The sequence below is a fragment of the Paenibacillus sp. BAC0078 genome (assembly GCF_054483875.1).
In genome coordinates, this window is sequence record NZ_JBTLRW010000002.1 from 554,050 (window position 1) to 570,886 (window position 16,837).

The 16,837-nt window shown below is 48.3% G+C and carries 13 protein-coding genes; 11 read left to right on the forward strand and 2 right to left on the reverse strand.

From position 1 onward, the window contains the following. The first annotated feature begins 20 nt into the window (after window positions 1–20). From ACX1DY_RS05980 to ACX1DY_RS06005, 6 genes are all read left to right on the forward strand, one after another. Window positions 21–1,628: a response regulator gene (locus ACX1DY_RS05980; RefSeq protein WP_458963264.1), complete on the forward strand. Its 1,608-nt coding sequence runs from the start codon at window positions 21–23 to the stop codon at window positions 1,626–1,628. An 8-nt stretch (window positions 1,629–1,636) separates the two neighbouring features. Then, window positions 1,637–3,424 (forward strand): cache domain-containing sensor histidine kinase, encoded by a 1,788-nt coding sequence (locus tag ACX1DY_RS05985; RefSeq protein ID WP_458963265.1) that lies wholly within the window; start codon window positions 1,637–1,639, stop codon window positions 3,422–3,424. Window positions 3,425–3,602: 178 nt separating this feature from the next. Next, the gene (locus ACX1DY_RS05990; protein WP_458963266.1) at window positions 3,603–5,039 is read left to right on the forward strand and encodes an ABC transporter substrate-binding protein; all 1,437 of its coding nucleotides are present in this window, start codon (window positions 3,603–3,605) and stop codon (window positions 5,037–5,039) included. 209 nt (window positions 5,040–5,248) lie between these two features. Next, complete coding sequence (locus ACX1DY_RS05995; protein ID WP_458963433.1) at window positions 5,249–6,055, forward strand: carbohydrate ABC transporter permease; 807 nt, start codon at window positions 5,249–5,251, stop codon at window positions 6,053–6,055. Then, window positions 6,052–6,885 (forward strand): carbohydrate ABC transporter permease, encoded by an 834-nt coding sequence (locus ACX1DY_RS06000; protein WP_458963267.1) that lies wholly within the window; start codon window positions 6,052–6,054, stop codon window positions 6,883–6,885. The genes ACX1DY_RS05995 and ACX1DY_RS06000 overlap by 4 nt, the downstream gene beginning before the upstream one ends. Before the next feature lie 21 nt (window positions 6,886–6,906). Next, on the forward strand, window positions 6,907–8,067 hold the full coding sequence (locus ACX1DY_RS06005; protein WP_458963268.1) for a glycoside hydrolase family 172 protein: 1,161 nt from the start codon (window positions 6,907–6,909) through the stop codon (window positions 8,065–8,067). Window positions 8,068–8,274: 207 nt separating this feature from the next. Here the strand turns inward: ACX1DY_RS06005 and ACX1DY_RS06010 are convergent, their stop codons facing one another. Together ACX1DY_RS06010 and ACX1DY_RS06015 are read right to left on the reverse strand one after the other, a co-directional pair. Continuing rightward, window positions 8,275–9,249, reverse strand: coding sequence for a carbohydrate kinase family protein (locus ACX1DY_RS06010; RefSeq protein ID WP_458963269.1), 975 nt, complete (start codon window positions 9,247–9,249; stop codon window positions 8,275–8,277). Window positions 9,250–9,271: 22 nt separating this feature from the next. Then, window positions 9,272–10,315, reverse strand: coding sequence for a LacI family DNA-binding transcriptional regulator (locus ACX1DY_RS06015; RefSeq protein WP_458963270.1), 1,044 nt, complete (start codon window positions 10,313–10,315; stop codon window positions 9,272–9,274). 422 nt (window positions 10,316–10,737) lie between these two features. Between ACX1DY_RS06015 and ACX1DY_RS06020 the strand changes: the two genes are divergently transcribed. The 5 genes from ACX1DY_RS06020 to ACX1DY_RS06040 all read left to right on the forward strand — a co-directional run bounded on the left by ACX1DY_RS06020 (window position 10,738) and on the right by ACX1DY_RS06040 (window position 16,708). Continuing rightward, a complete protein-coding gene (locus ACX1DY_RS06020) occupies window positions 10,738–11,697 on the forward strand; it encodes an ABC transporter permease (RefSeq protein ID WP_458963271.1) in 960 nt (319 codons plus the stop codon). A gap of 14 nt (window positions 11,698–11,711) precedes the next feature. After that, window positions 11,712–12,593, forward strand: coding sequence for a carbohydrate ABC transporter permease (locus tag ACX1DY_RS06025; RefSeq protein ID WP_458963272.1), 882 nt, complete (start codon window positions 11,712–11,714; stop codon window positions 12,591–12,593). Window positions 12,594–12,613: 20 nt separating this feature from the next. Continuing rightward, entirely contained in the window at window positions 12,614–14,233 is a 1,620-nt protein-coding gene (locus tag ACX1DY_RS06030) for an ABC transporter substrate-binding protein (protein ID WP_458963273.1), read from the forward strand. A 31-nt stretch (window positions 14,234–14,264) separates the two neighbouring features. Beyond that, entirely contained in the window at window positions 14,265–15,713 is a 1,449-nt protein-coding gene (locus ACX1DY_RS06035; protein ID WP_458963274.1) for a glycoside hydrolase family 32 protein, read from the forward strand. A gap of 92 nt (window positions 15,714–15,805) precedes the next feature. Further along, window positions 15,806–16,708, forward strand: a complete 903-nt coding sequence (locus ACX1DY_RS06040; RefSeq protein ID WP_458963275.1) for an aldo/keto reductase — start codon at window positions 15,806–15,808, stop codon at window positions 16,706–16,708. Window positions 16,709–16,837 lie beyond the last annotated feature (129 nt).

Consider the following 16,837-nt stretch of genomic DNA (forward strand, 5'->3'; position numbering starts at 1 on the left):
CTGAGAGAGGAGAGAAAGCGATGTACAACGTGCTCGTCGCCGATGATGAACCGCGCCACCGCCGGGGCATTGCGGACATGATTAAGCAGCTCAGGCCGGAATACCGGATTTTCATGGTGAAGGATGGTTTGGAAGCGCTGCGCATCATCGAAGATAACCGGATCGATATTATTCTCACAGATATCCGAATGCCCAATATGGATGGGTTGACCTTGATTGAACAAATGGAGAGCCGCAGAGAGCTGGTCAAAATCGTGATTCTCAGCGTCTACGGAAATTTTGAATATGCAAGACAGGCCTTACAGCTCGGAGCCTTCGATTATCTGCTGAAGCCGCTGGCATTCCAGGAGCTTTCCGGGATCCTGGACAAGCTCGATACGGCGCTGGAGAAAGAACGGCTGAGTCTTCAGGATGGCGCGGTTCTCCGTCAGCGGCTTAGCTCGGCGGCTCCGGTCTATGAGCAGCATTTGCTCAGCCGGTGGATGCGTTCAGCTTCAAGCGAGGAGGAGCTTCAGGAAATCCGCAACCTTTTTCCCGCCGTCAGCGGAGGTTTCGTTATGCTGGCCAAGTTTCAGAAGAGGGAGGTCGCAGAGCTCTATACGCTTGAGGATTTCGAGGAGCTCAAGACCAGCGTGAAAAACTGGATGAAGGAAATCTATCTGACAGTGGGTCCTTCGCTTTCCTTCAACCTCGAAGGTGCAGACCCGATAATCGGGTCCATCGTGACCTCGGTCCATTCTCTGGAATGGCTGATGAAGCGGGATATGGAGCAGTTCCGGCAATTCATCCGCCAGGTCCGGGACGAATTTGGCCTGACCTTGACTCTGGGTGCAGGGAACTGGGTGGCAGATCTGTACAGTGAGACTCCGAAGTCTTTCGAGCAGGCGCAGAAAGCGCTGGAGTACACCTTTTACACGGGGGAAGGCCAGCTTGTCCTCTTTGATGAAATCGCTTACAATCCGGATAAACCAAGTCTGAAGATGGTTCCTGCTGATACAGGCATGACTGAAGCCTTGGCGCGTCTGGACAGGGATACAGTGGCCCAGGCTCTAAAGGCGCTGATTGAAAGACTGCTTGAAGGAGACTGCCCGTCCCCGACCCATCTCAAAGACTGTATCTTGTACGCTCTGGTTAATGAAGTTAAAGGAAGCGAACTGTTTCTCCGCCAGGAGGAAGTGAGCAACTTCATTTCAGAGATGGAATTTCAGATTCCCTCCTGTGAAAGTCTGGACGAAGTCGAGAAGCGGGCAGTTTTTTATCTGCACCGGATTATGGACAGCATCGAGGAGCGCAAGGAGAACAAAAACGGGCGGACAATCAGCCTGTGCAAGGCATTTCTGGAGGCCCATTATATGGAGGACCTGTCGCTGGAGTATGTCGCCCGGCAATTTTTTTTCAGCCCCGCTTATTTCAGCAGCTTTTTTAAACAGCATACCTCCATGACCTTCACCGAATATTTGCTGCGCCTGCGTATGGACAAAGCCAAGGAACTGCTGCAGGAGGGGGACCGGAAAATCTCGGCCATTGCCTTAAGTGTTGGATTTCGGGATGCCGGATATTTTACCAGAGTATTCAAGCGGGAAACCGGACTGTCACCGGAGGAATTCCGGAAGAAAGATGTACTGTAGGTGGAACCATGAGGCTGAAAAATAAGCTGGTCCTGTCCTATATTGTACTGATTACGCTCCCGCTCACGATCCTCGGCTTTGGTTATTATTATGCGAGCAAGGAGATTATGCTGAAGCTGGCCCGTGACAACGTCAGTGAGATTGTGCTGAAGAACAACCAGATCATCAATGAACGCCTGAAAATTATTCAGGATGACAGCCTCTCGCTGATGGTGGAATGCGAGCTGTATCAGATTTTTGACGGGCGCGGACCGGCAGGGGGGCAGCAGCTGCTGGAGACCAATAAAAAAGTGACAAAGATTCTCGGGCGGTACTTTTCGCAATCTGCCGATCTGTACTCCGCTGAACTGGTCACGCATGCGTTCGTGTATGGAAGCAAGATCAAGAACACTTATCCGCCGGATCATTTCTACAACTCGGAGTTGTACCGGCGCGCGGCCGAGGGGAAAGGCCGGATTGCCTGGGTGCCCACGTATGATTATACCCGGATGCATGCGCTGCCTGAGCTTGCGGGAACTGACATCGATTACCGTTATATTTTCTCGGCTGTCCGGCAGATCAACCCCTCCTGTGTCCGGAATGACGTCATTGTCCGGGCAAGCAAAGGGTCTGAGAAACCGGTTCTGGTGATGAATTTCAAGGATGACGTGTATGCCAATATATTCAGGGATAGCATTCCGATTCAGGGATCGGTATTCCTGGTGGCCAGTGAGGACGGCACGATGATCTCCCATCAGGATAAAACGCGCCTGGGGACCGTGGAATCCGCAGCCTGGCTGAAAGAGCTGCGCAGCAAGGGCAGCGGAACGGCTTATGTGACTGTCGGCGGGAGGCGGATGATCGCTTGCTTTGCCCTGTCTCCGGTGAACAACTGGCTATCTGTTGTGCTGATTCCTCCAGGTGCATTGACTCATGATATTGCAGATACCATCTTGTTTTTTATTATGGCGCTGGGCACACCGCTGCTTGCCCTTTCGCTTCTGTTCGCCTATCTGATATCGGCGCGTATTTCTTCTCCGGTAAGCAAGCTGCTGCTGGCCATCAAGCGGGTAGGCGGCGGGGATTTCAATGCGCAGATCAAGGTAGAGGGCAGGGATGAGCTGGGGCATGTGCTGATGAAGTTCAACAGCATGAATGAGCGGGTCAGGGAACTGATCAATGAGAATTATGTGGTCAAGCTGCGGGAGCGGGAGACGGAAATTCTCGCGCTGAATATTCAGCTTAATCCCCATTTTCTATATAACACACTGAATATTATTAACTGGATGGCTGTATATGGAGAGAAGGAGAAGGTCAGCAGTATGCTGATCAGCTTGTCCCGGATGCTGCATTACACTACAGACAACCGGAGAGACCTGATGCTTCTGAGAGAGGATATTGCCTGGCTTCAGGATTATATAGTGATTATGGCCAACCGCTTCGAGCACAAATTCCGCGTGGATTTCGATATAGAAGCTGATCTGCTGGAAGTGAGCGTGCCCAAGCTGTTCCTGCAGCCGCTGGTGGAGAACGCCATTATTCATGGTTTTCGAAATATGGAGAACGGCGGGTTGATCACCATTTACGGACAGCGGCAGGGGGATGATATCCGGTTCTGTGTAGAGGACAACGGCAGCGGAATCGAGCCGGAGCGTCTGGAACAGCTGTTGAAGGAAGACAGTGGCAACATCGGTCTCAAAAATGTGGATAAACGGATAAAGCTGCTGTATGGCAGTAAACACGGCATAGCGATTGAGTCTGTCTCTGAATTCGGAACCCGGGTGGAACTGGTTATACCGTATCCCGGATCAGAGTGAAGGGCCGCATCCAAAAGTGCTGCACCCCCGGCCAATGGCTTGCGGGGTTATCTTTTTATATTTGACCGTAAAATCGTACAGAAAACGAAAGATCGTACAATAGGCATTTGCAGCGGTCCCATTTACACTGGAATTAGGCGGCTGCAGCGCTTACATTCGAATCAAGGGGGATCAACAAATGAGCAAGCATACCGGCAGAACCAAGCTGATGTTACTCTTCCTAATGATAATTGCGTTAATTGTAACCGCTTGCGGGACGGGCGGGAACAATGGGGATACGACGACGGATACAAGCAAAGGAATTAACCAGAAGGGAAACAGTCCCGCTGCTGGAGAAACCGGCTCGGCCGCAGGGGAAAAGGTTACACTTAAATTCACGTTCTGGGGCAGCCCGCAGGAGAAGCAGGCGGTGGAGGATGCTATTAAGGCTTTTGAAGCGAAGAACCCTAATGTCACGATTGATTCCATCCATATTCCGGGCACAGATTTTTTACAGAAGCTGAATGCAATGATTGCCGGGAATGAAGCACCGGACCTGAGCTACTCTGCTGCATGGAAGCTGAAGATGGGTGAAGAAGGCCTGATCTATAATTTCTTCGATTTGATGAAAGATGATCCCAGCATCAAAAAGGAGGATTATCTCCAGTACGCCTGGTGGAATTGGGATACGGATAAAAGTGCCGGGCCTTATCAGGCCTCCGTCGTTCCTTCCCTGATGTACAATGCGGATCTGTTCAAGGAAGCGGGGGTAGAGTTACCGCCGACCAAAGCGGAAGAAGCCTGGCAATGGGATGAATTCGTGGAAACAGCCAAGAAGCTCACGCTTGACCGGAGCGGCAAGCATCCCGATGATCCGGGATTTGATCCCAAGAACATCAAGCAATATGGTGTGAAGTTCAGCCTAAGCTGGCTCTCCTACATGCCGCTGGTACTGTCCAACGGCGGGGATTATTTGACAAAGGACGGCAAGGAGTTCGGGCTTTCCAAGCCTGAAGCTACTGAAGCCATCCAGAAGATCGCTGATCTGATCAATGTATACCATGTTGCTCCTTCACCGGTTCAAGCCAGCAGCATTCCGGCACCGGCAACTGCGCTCCAGTCCAGAAAGGTTGCTATGGTTATCGATGGAAGCTGGAACCATCTGGATCTGAGCAAAGCCAATATCAACTGGGGAGTCGGTGTGCTGCCGGTTCTGAAGGACTACAAAACCTTCTTCCTCGGAGGTTCCCTGATTATCTTCAAGAGCTCCAAGCATCCGAAGGAAGCCTGGGAATTCTCTAAATTCCTGACGGATCCGCAGAATGTGCTGGAGCTTCATCAGGGGCTCTGGATGCCGCAGCTGAAGCAATGGTATGAAGATCCGAAGCTGATCGACAGTTGGGCCAACGAGAAGCTTCCGGGCCGCCCGGCCGGGTTCCAGGATGCCGTTATGCGTTCCACTTACGAACATGCTGAGCCTTCGGCAGAGAATAATGTCAGAAACTTTGTGGAGATTGACGCTGCGGTAACGGCGGGGCTGGACCAGGTATGGCTCGGCACTAAGACCGCCGCAGAGGCAATGAAAGAAGTAGAAGCCAAAGTGAAGCCGCTGGTCAAGGGAACGTATTTGAAATAACGGGCTTTGCCGGAAGGCGGCTCTGCCGGATTCGCGGGCAGAGCCGCTGCCGGCAAAGCCCGAAGAGAGGAAGCATGTGTATGGAACCCGTCCCTTCCCTGAGCATAAGCCGTCCGAAGACGAAGCGCAGCTCCTACAGGAATGAGCTGTACGGCATTCTGTTTGCCCTCCCGGCTATTCTTGGGCTGCTGATTTTTACGCTGGGTCCCATGATCTACAGCCTGTATATGAGCTTTACCGACTACTCTGGGTCCAATTCGCCAACCTTTATTGGTCTGGACAATTACACCAGAATGTTCAGCGGAGAAGACCAGTATTTTTACAAATCTCTTGGGGTTACTCTGTACTTTGTGGTGCTTAGTGTGCCAACCGGCATTATTTATTCCTTTCTCCTGGCCATTCTTCTGAACCGGAACATTAAGGGGAAAGCCATTTTCCGGACTGTCTTCTATCTGCCGTCCATTGTGCCGATTATTGCGATTTCGTTCATTTGGCTGTGGCTCCTGAATCCCGATTTGGGGCTTGCCAACGAGCTGCTCCGCGCCATCGGGCTCCCCGGCAGCCAATGGATCTTTGGAGAGAAATCCGTCGTTCCCTCGCTGGCGCTGATGAACCTGTGGACAACGGGAGGGACGATGATTATCTTCCTGGCCGGCCTGCAGGATATTCCCCGCTCACTGTATGAGGCGATTGAAATAGATGGGGGCTCGAAGCTTCATAAGCTGCGGAATATTACGATTCCCATGATGACGCCGACGATCTTTTTCAACTTGATTATGGGTATCATTAACGGGTTTCAGGTGTTTTCCCAAGCCTATGTCATGACTAGCGGCGGACCCAACAATGCCAGCTTGTTCTATGTCTTCTACCTGTACCGGGAGGCCTTTCAGTTCTCACGGATGGGAAGCGCGAGCGCCATTGCCTGGGTGCTGTTCATCATCATTATGCTGTTGACCTATATGGTCTTCAAGACATCAAGAAAATGGGTGTATTACGAGGGGGATGAAGCCAGATGAGGACAAGGGCATGGGTTGAGAAGGGATTGGTATATTTGGTGCTTGTGGCCGGAGGCCTCTTCAGTCTGCTGCCGCTGATCTGGCTCATCCGCAGCTCCCTGATGGATATGGGGCAAATTTTTGAGCTGCCGCCCATATGGATACCCGATCCCTTCCGGTTTGGCAATTTCAGTGAAGCGCTGACCATTCTGCCATTTGGCCGTTACTTTATCAATACAACAGTTATTGTGATTTTTACGATGCTAGGTGTTCTTGTGACCTGCTCCATCAGCGCGTACAGCTTTGCCCGCATGTCCTGGAGAGGCCGGAACCTTGTCTTCGGCCTGCTCTTGTCCAGCATGATGCTTCCCTATGCGGTTACGCTGATTCCGACCTTTGTCGGCTGGAGCAAGCTGGGATTAACCAATTCCTTCATACCGCTGATTGCACCGGCCTGGTTCGGTGGAGGCGCGTTCAATATCTTCCTATTACGCCAGTTCTATCTGAGTATTCCCCGCGATCTCGACGAGGCGGCTTACGTGGACGGTGCAAGCCATTGGCGTATTTTTATCTCCATTATCATTCCCCTGACGCGGCCCGCGTTGGTCGTTGTAGGCCTGTTCACCTTTTTGGCTTCCTGGAATGACTTTCTGGGACCGCTAGTCTATCTGAACAGCGAGTCTAAATATACGCTAGCGCTTGGTTTGCAGCAATTTAAAGGCATGTACGCCGCGGAATGGCATCTGATGATGGCTGCGGCTACGGTGGTGCTGGCTCCGGCGATAGTCGTCTTTTTTATCGGGCAGAGGTACTTTATCGAGGGCATTACACTTACAGGCATCAAAGCATGAATACCTAAGGAGTGAGGATCTGTGTTGAAATCATTATATTTGCGCAAGGAAGGGCTGTCCCGCAGACTGTCCAGCTGGGATCAGACTGGGGGCAACCGGGATTTCATCGTTATCGGAGCCGGCCAAACGGCAGCCATCGCTGAAATTGAAGGCTCGGGTATCATCCAGCATATATGGATGACGATAGCGGCTAAGAATAAATATGCGTTCCGCAAAGTGCTGATCCGCATGTTCTGGGATGGAGAGGAGGAGCCCAGTGTGGAATCGCCAGTAGGCGATTTCTTCGGGGTTGGTCACGGGGTAGCCAGCCACTATGTTTCCATGCCGCTGAATATGATTACGACCCAGGGGGTGATTGAAGACAAAGCGGCGATGAACTGTTTTTTTGAAATGCCGTTCCGCAGCAGCGCGCGGATAGAGATTATTAATGAATGTGAAGATGAAATGGTCCTCTATTTCTATGTCGATTATGTGGAGAAGCCGATTCCGGAGGACAGCTTCTACTTTCATGCTTCCTGGCGCCGGGAGAATCCTACACACGGGACGGTCGACTTGGCGGCCTTGAAGCTGGAGCATGACGGGCAGGACAAGGCCAATTATGCCGACCAGAAAGTATATGAGCTTAAGAACCTGACGGGTGACGATAACTATGTGCTTATGGATGCCGTGGGTGAAGGGCACTACGTCGGCTGTAATCTCAGTATTGATCATTTGAATCCGATGCCGGGCTTCAGCTGGCCGGGAGAAGGGGATGATATGTTCTTCATCGACGGCGAACCGTGGCCGCCCCGCCTGCACGGCACAGGTACGGAGGATTATTTCTGTGCGGCCTGGGGCTACCCATCCGGTAAATATGACAGCCCGTATCACGGGGTATCCCTGTATGCGCCGATCCGCGGGAACGGTGATGCCTGGAGAGAGAGCAATACTATCCTGTTCAATGACTACTCCGGCAAAATCACACAGTACCGTTTCCATATAGCAGATCCGATCATCTTCCGGGAGTCTCTGCGCTTCAGTATTGAGCATGGTCATGGGAACTCCCAGTCCAATGATTATTCTTCAGTGGCCTACTGGTATCAGCGCGAGCCCCACAAGTCTTTCCCCGAGATGCTGCCTGTAACCTTACGATTACCGATACCCGAAAAGGATAGTGCGAAGCGGTTCTACCAAACCTTCTGATCCGATATCGTAGAAGAGGTGGTCCGCAAATTATAAACAGCACATCTCTAGAGTTTTTGGAGATGTGCTGTTTCAGTACGCCCAGCATGGGCGTCCTCTCTAGGAGATAGATGAGGGGAACCGTACCATAAGTGATGGCAAGTTTTTTGAAGAAAAGCTCGCAGGAGCCTGCAGTTATTCTCCGTTTATATTTGAGTGATAAACTAATTAGGACCGATCTGCAAAAGCTCTAACTTCCTGTAGTGTCGGCAAGGCAGCAATCGCTCCGACTTTAGTGCAGACGATGGCTCCGACCCGATTGGCAAGGGTGACGAATTCTTCAAGCTGCTGCGTGTTGGAGCTAAATGATTTAGGTTCACTCAATTGGCTGATCTGGTATAACATTGCTCCGACGAAGGCATCTCCGGCACCGGTAGAGTCGATTGATTTGATAGCAATGCTGCCAATTAGCGAACGATAGCCTCTGCTTGAAATGAGGGTTCCTTCTTTTCCCAGGGTAACTGCGACCGTTTTGGCACCCAAATTATGCAATAGATCCAGTGAAGCATTGCGGTCAGGCTGCCCTGTAATGAGACTTAATTCCTCTTCGCTTACTTTTACAAAATCCGCATTGTGTATTCCTTTTCTGGACAGCTCTATAAATTCCTCCAGCCGGTCTTTCCAAAGATCCCCCCGGTAGTTGGGATCAAAAGAGGTGAATTGCCCTGAAGCCTTTGCTTCATCTAATAAAGTCAAATACGCTTCGCGGAAAGGATCGGCGAGCAAAGCCGTTGCCGAACCAAAATGCAGAATGGAAGCCATTGAGATCCAGTCTCTATCTATATCCTGCAGGCTCAGTTGCTGGTCAGCTCCGCGGTTGAATACGAAGTCGCGTTCACCACTTGCGGCAAGGGAGACAAAGGCCAGGGTGGTCGGCGTTGTCGGGTCCAACAGGAGCATAGTCGTATCCACAAGCTGCTCCTCCAGAATTTGCTTCAGGTACAAACCAAAAGGATCAGCTCCGACTTTGCCCAGAAATGCCGCTTTTCCTCCAAGCTTGGTGACGGCTGCACTCACATTGGCTGGAGCACCACCAGCCTGTTTTGAGAAATGCTGGCCCTTGACAAGATTGACATCAATATCTGTACAGAAAAAATCAATGAGCAGTTCGCCCACGCACAGAACAGTTCGTTCATTTTTCATTTTGTTCCACCTTTGAACAGATTTATTTTAGAACAGGCGTGGAGTCACGGAATATAATATCCGTTGCAACATGAGTCACCTGGTATGGCTTGGTGTTGTCTTTGATTCTGGACAATAGCATTTCCGCTGAAATAATCCCCATTTGACTGCTGTAAATATGCACAGTTGTAAGGTGGGGTTCGACGACCCGCGATTCTGAAGCATCATCAAATCCGCAGACAGCAACATCCTCCGGCACATTAATCCCTTTGTTCTTTAGAGATTTCATCATGCTGATGGCAATGAAATCATTGGCACAGATAAAGACGGAGGGCCGCTCTTCCAAGGCATCCAACTGATGCTCCATCCAGTTCTCCTCCATGTTGAAGTTCTGGTCTGGCGCTACAATATTATGGGCTGGATTCATGGGAATTCCAGCTTCTACTAGTGCCCTGTTAAACCCGATCCAGCGTTCATTGAAGCTTTTGCAGTGATTGTAATCGCCTACAAAACCGAAACTGGCGTATCCGTGATCTATCAGTTTCCGGGTTACTAAGTATGTGCTGTGTTCATTTTCCATCAGAACCAGATCGGACTTCAATTCCGGATAGACCATATCCACAGCGCAGTCAATAAAAATAGTCGGAATGTCAAGATCCGTGATCAGCTTGCTATAAGACTTATTGAACATTTCGATACAGATGATACCACTAACATTCGAAGGTTCGAAATTACCAGGTAGGGACATGTTTTTGATATCATTTTCACGGACAAAAAAGATGGATAAAGTGTAGCCCTCGGTACTGATTTTCTTCTCCAGCCCGCTAATCAGCAGGGAACCAAAGTGAGACCCGTTGGGCAGATTACATGTCAGAAGTGCAATATTGCCTTGCTTTTCAGAGGAGCTGCTGACTGTTTCCATATACGAAAATTGTTTGTATTTAAGTTCCGCCGCTTTTTTTATCACCTTGTCCCTAGTAGCAGCAGGAATACTCTCTACTCCGTTCAATGCTTTGGATGCGGTATTCCTGGATATCCCCAAGGCATCCGCAATGTCCTGAATTGTAATCTTTGGCTTTCTCGTCATAATGCCCCACCTTGTTTCCCGAATTAAGATTATTCATATCTATAAATATATAACACTTTTTTGTTTTTAACAATCGACTTTTTGCAAATGAACAATATTATAGTGCATTTGTATTTTATTTATGTGCATTTTAGAAGGTTTTTTGTGTAAAATGTTACACTTTATCTTAATGAATGTATTCGATTTGAATTTTTTTGTCCTTGATGTATTGACTTATACAATTGTCATCTGATAAATTGTAATGGCAAATGGTGTTCAAATGTAAAATGAAAACCTATTCAAATTTTGCGAAATGTAAACTGATTATTGTGTTGGAGGTGGGGATACTATCCGTAAGCTTTTGCGGAAATATGTCAACGTGAGGACATACACGGTTAATTACTGACAGGATGATAAGCCGTGAACAGTAAGGAGGAAAAAGATTGGCAAACTCGATCGTGCAACAAAGGGGAGTCAAGGCTGCAGAAACCAACAAACGAAAATCTTGGCTGCATTACATGGCTCGAAATTACACATTGTATTTATTTTTGGCACCAGCCATAATCCTTACCGTGATTTTTAAGTACGTGCCGATGTACGGCGCTATTATTTCCTTTAAAAATTTCAGTCCCAGAAAAGGTATTATGGGCAGCGATTGGGTTGGATTTGAACATTTTCAGCGTTTTCTCTCATCGCCAAATTTTTATGACATTCTAATGAATACGCTTAAATTAAGCGCTTACGGCCTTATACTGGGTTTCCCGGTACCAATCATTCTGGCTTTGATGCTTAATCTAGTCAGAGGAGCGAAGCTCAAGAAGAATATCCAGCTCATCTTATATGCGCCTAACTTTATCTCGGTGGTGGTGGTTGCAGGGATGCTGTTTGTTTTCTTGTCTCCGACTGGTGTGGTGAACGCCATGATTACCACCTTTACCGGTAAGCCGATCTCCTTTATGACTGATCCCGCTTACTTCCGTACAGTGTATATATTGTCGGGAATATGGCAAACCGCCGGCTGGTCGTCGATTATTTATGTGGCTACGCTATCCAATGTAGATCCGCAGCTGCATGATGCGGCAACAATGGATGGTGCTTCCTTGCTGAAGCGAATTCGTCATATTGATCTGCCGGCGCTCAAACCTGTAATGGCTGTCCTGTTCATACTTGCTGCAGGGGGCATCATGTCGATCGGCTACGAAAAAGCGTTCCTGATGCAAACGGCCCTCAACACTCCAGCCTCAGAAATCATCGCCACTTATGTGTATAAGGTGGGGCTGCAATCCGGCGATTATGCGTATTCAACGGCAATCGGGCTATTTAATTCTGTAATTAATGTAGTCCTGCTTGTTTTTGTGAATGCCGTCGTCAAGAGATTGAACGAAGGGGAAGGGCTGTATTAAAGAAGGAGGCATTTATGGATATTCATCATACCGGGAAAGACCGGATTTTACTTGTCATCAATTATATTCTGCTTGGTTTGTTTATTGTCGTAATTCTGTTTCCCCTGGTATATGTGGTGCTGGCGTCCTTTTTGACCCCCAACACTCTGATTACCAAAGGGCTGGCGCTTGCTCCCTCCGACTGGACAGTCACGGGCTATGTAAAAATTCTGAACAACAGTGCAATGATCCGCGGTTTTTTCAATGCTATTTTTTATTCGGCGGCTTTTGCGCTGGCGACCGTATTTTTCTCGGTTTTTGCGGCCTATCCGCTGTCTCTTGAAGGACTGGTAGGGAAACGACCCATAATGATCTTTTTCCTGATTACGATGTTTTTCGGGGGCGGACTGATCCCGACCTATCTGGTTATTAAGGATTTAGGCATGCTGAATACGGTGTGGGCGATTATATTGCCTGGTTCGATCAGCGTGTTCAATATAATTTTGGCAAAAACCTATTTCCAGGGACTTCCCAAGGAACTATTCCAGGCGGCGAGCATCGACGGTGCTTCCGAGCTTGGCATTTTCTTCAAAATTGTTCTGCCGCTGTCGAAGCCGATTATCTTTGTTCTGGCCTTATACGCTTTCGTTGGGCAGTGGAACTCTTATTTCGACGCAATGATCTATCTTGAGGATTCCAAGCTGTTTCCGCTTCAACTGGTGCTGCGCTCTATTCTGATACAGAATCAGGTTCAGCCCGGGATGATAGCCGATGCGCTGGCGCAGGCAGAGTTGAAGAAGCTCTCTGAAATGATTAAATACTCTTCTATTGTCATATCAAGCCTGCCTTTGATTGTCATGTATCCTTTCTTCCAGAAGTATTTCGAAAAAGGCGCCATGGTCGGTTCGATCAAATAATAAGTTGGGGGAATATAGAGATGAAAAAAACATTGCAAACCATGTCCGTATTGGCACTCTCCGCATCACTGCTTGCCGGTTGCGGCGGCGGGAACAGCAATTCTGCTGCCTCTGAAGATTACAAGCTGGAAAATGTGACACTGCCGCTTAAGGAAAAGGTGACTCTTCGTTTTATGACCCAAAGCTCGCCACTCGCACCGGCTAATCCGAATGACAAGCTGATCTACAAGAGACTGGAAGAGAAGACTGGTGTTCATATCGATTTTACCAACTATACCTCAGATTCCTGGGTGGAAAAAAGAAACCTTGCTGTGGCCAGCGGTGATCTTCCCGATGCCATTATGGATGCCGGTTATTCCGACTATGATCTGCTGAACCTGGGCCAGGATGGAACCATTATCCCGCTAGAGGAACTGATTGACAAATATATGCCGAATCTGCAGAAGGTATTGCAGGCAGCACCTGAGTACAGATCCATGATGACTGCACAGGATGGGCATATTTATGCTTTTCCCTGGATTGAAGAATTGGGAGCCGGAAAGGAAAGCATTCACTCTGTAAACGACATGCCCTGGATTAATGTAGAGTGGCTGAAAAAGCTGGGGCTGAAAATGCCGAAAACCACCGAGGATTTGAAAAAAGTTCTGCTTGCCTTTAAAAATGACGACCCTAATGGCAATGGCCAGGCAGATGAAATTCCATTGTCATTTGTGCTGAATAACGGAAATGAGGATCTGAATTTTCTGTTTGGATCTTTCGGTCTTGGGGACAACGGCGACCATACTGTAGTAACCAATGATGGCAAAGTGGTCTTCACCGCCGATCAGGACGGATATAAAGAAGGAATTAAATACCTCAATGAGCTGTATAAGCTTAATTTGATCGATGAGGAGTCTTTCGAACAGGATTACAATACGTACCTGGCCAAAGGCCAAAATGAAAGATATGGCCTCTACTTCCAGTGGGATAAGGCGAATATTTCAGGGGATAACGACAAATATGAGCTGATGAACCCGCTCGCAGGACCAAGCGGTGAAGTCAATGTGACCCGGACGAACAATCTCGGCTTTGACCGGGGGCGAATGGTTATTACCAGCGACAACAAAAATCTGGAGCTTACGGCGAAATGGATTGACCAATTGTATGATCCCATCCAATCCGTACAGGACAACTGGGGCACCTATGGTGACGAAACCCAGCAGAACATTTTTGAGTACGACGAAGCCAAGCATATGCTAAAGCATCTTCCGCTTAAGGGAACGGCCCCTGTAGAGTTGCGGCAAAAAACGAATATCGGCGGTCCATTGGCTATCTTAGATGAGTATTACGGGAAATTTACGACCAAGCCAGATGATGCGGTAGGCCGTCTGAATCTCATGAAGGAAAGACTCGTTCCTTATATGAAGGCTGAGCATAATTACCCGAAAGTCTTCTTCTCACTGGAGGATCAGAAACAAATCTCCACACTGGAAACCGATTTGTTTGCTTATGTTAACCGTAAACGTGCGGAATGGATCAAAACGGGGAAAGTAGAAGAAGAATGGGCGGAATATAAAGCGGAACTGTCCAGACTGGGACTGGACAAATGGCTGGAAATCAAACAAAAGGGTTACGACAGCTATATGAAAGACCAAGGCTGAGTAATATAAAAATATAAAAGGTGGTAATGGAGTGGAAATTTTAGAAAAAGCTAAGCATAGGCCCGTACTGCACTTTTCTCCGGCACAGAACTGGATAAATGACCCGAATGGATTAATCTATTTTGAAGGAGAGTATCATTTATTTTATCAGTATCATCCTTTCTCTGCCTTATGGGGCCCCATGCACTGGGGGCATGCCGTCAGCAAGGATTTGATCAAGTGGGAAGAGCTGGGCATCGCACTGTATCCCGATCATAACGGGACGGCTTTCTCCGGGAGTGCCGTGGTGGACTGGAATAATACCTCCGGTTTTTTCCCGGAGAAGCCGGGGATTGTAGCGATTTACACCAGTCATTTGGATGGAACCTCTACTACCCCGGTTATTCAAAGCCAAAGCCTGGCTTACAGCCATGATAAGGGAAGAACCTGGATTAAATATGAAGGCAATCCGGTGCTGGGGCATCCGTCCAAGCCTGATTTCCGTGATCCCAAGGTATTCTGGTCCGAACGCTTCAGCAAGTGGATTATGGTCCTTGCTACAGACCAGACGATCACGATTTATTCTTCCGGAAATTTGAGAGAGTGGGAGCTGGAGAGCGAGTTCGGCGATGGAGTGGGATCACATGAAGCGGTATGGGAATGTCCTGATTTATTCGAACTTCCGGTAGAAGGGACAGAGGAACGGAGATGGGTGCTCCTGGTCAGTATTGGCGACAATGACCAATTGAATCACGGATCACGGACGCAGTATTTCATCGGTTCCTTTGATGGATCTGTCTTTACACCAGAGCACAATGATATCCGGTGGCTGGATTACGGCAGAGATAACTATGCGGGGGTCAGCTTCTCCGATATTCCAAACGAAGACGGAAGAAGAATCTATCTCGGCTGGATGAGCAACTGGCGGTACGCCAGGGAGACACCAACCCCGGGATGGCGGGGGGCGATGACCATTCCCAGATCGCTCATGCTCCGTGAAGAAGAAGGCAAGATCCGGATCCGTCAGCAGCCTGTCGGGGAGCTGGTGCGATACTTGAACGAAAAGGTGACTTTGCCAGATCCACTGCTCAAACAGGGCAACAGTTATGACGTTAAGGTTGATGCTTCGGTTATCGAGCTGAATATTAGCCTAGAACGATGTGAAGCGAAGGAATTCGGACTTATTATCAACCATACCGATGCAGAGAAGACGGTTATTGCCTATTCATCTGACGAGGATGCACTTTCGCTGCACAGAGATCAGTCGGGAGAAACCGGATTTTCAGACCTGTTCATCAATCTGCAGATTTCCGAAAAGATCGGCACTCTCCGTAATCTGCGTGTACTCCTGGATTCCTGTTCAGTTGAGGTGTTTGCGAACGATGGCATGACTGCGATAACGAGCCTAGTATTCCCGGCAGAATTTTGCCAAAGCCTATCCTTTTATGCTGCGGATGGCGACGTTCAATTGCGGGACAGCTATATTTTATTATCGAAATAATCATTCTTTTGATGTATCAGACGGGGGCGGTGCCCCCGTCTTTTCACAATCTGACAACGGCAGGTATTCTGATTAGAAGGCGGGTGACCCAGATGAAAGTCCATTTAAACAAACAGCTTTCAATCTCTAAGATAGTTATCGGGTGCATGAGGATGAACGACTGGAAATTAAGCACTATGGAAATTGTTCAGTTCATAGAGTGGTGCATAGAACGAGGGATTACAACCTTTGATCATGCAGATATTTACGGAGGTGATCACAGAAACGAGGAGCTGTTTGGAGAGGCGCTGCGCATGCAACCATCTCTACGGGAGAAGATCCAAATCGTTACCAAGTGCGACATCTGTGTTCCGAATGCCAAGTATCCAGGCATCAAAACTCGCTTCTTCAACACGGATATACAATATATTTTGGCACAGGTAAATGAATCACTGGATAAGCTTCACTGCGATTATGTCGATATTCTACTGATTCATATGTTTGACCTGTTAATCGATCCGTCCGAGCTTAATGAAACACTCCAACAGCTTAGAAATGAGGGGAAAGTCAAGTATTTTGGCTTATCCAACCATAATCCCCTTGAATTTGAGACTCTGCAGAAGTATTCCGACATTCAATTTGTCACGAACCAATTCATGCTAAATCCTCTTGGCATTGAAAATTATCTCAATGGCACAATGACGCATTGCCTCAAAGCAGGCATTTCTCCGATGATTTGGTCGCCATTAGCAGGAGGGAGAATTTTTAAACCGGGCAATCCGAAAGAGGAGAGCATGAAGAACGTTCTGGAGGTCATCCGGCAGGAACTTAAACTGGAACATCTCGACGAAGTCGTGTATAAATGGATTTTCAGACACTCGTCAAACCCCGCTATAGTACTGGGAACCGGGAAAAAGGAACGCATAGAACGGGCCATCCGATCGACTGGCGGAGAGGAAATGACTCGTGAACAATGGTACAGAATCCTTATAGAAGCAGGGTATAAGTTGTGGTAATACAAGAACACTACAGCACGTCTCTAGAGTTTTTGGAGATGTGCTGTTTTAATATTTTATTTGAAACGTTTCCAAAAAAGATATTGAAACGTTTCCAAATTGGTGCTATTATAATTTTCGTAGAGAGTT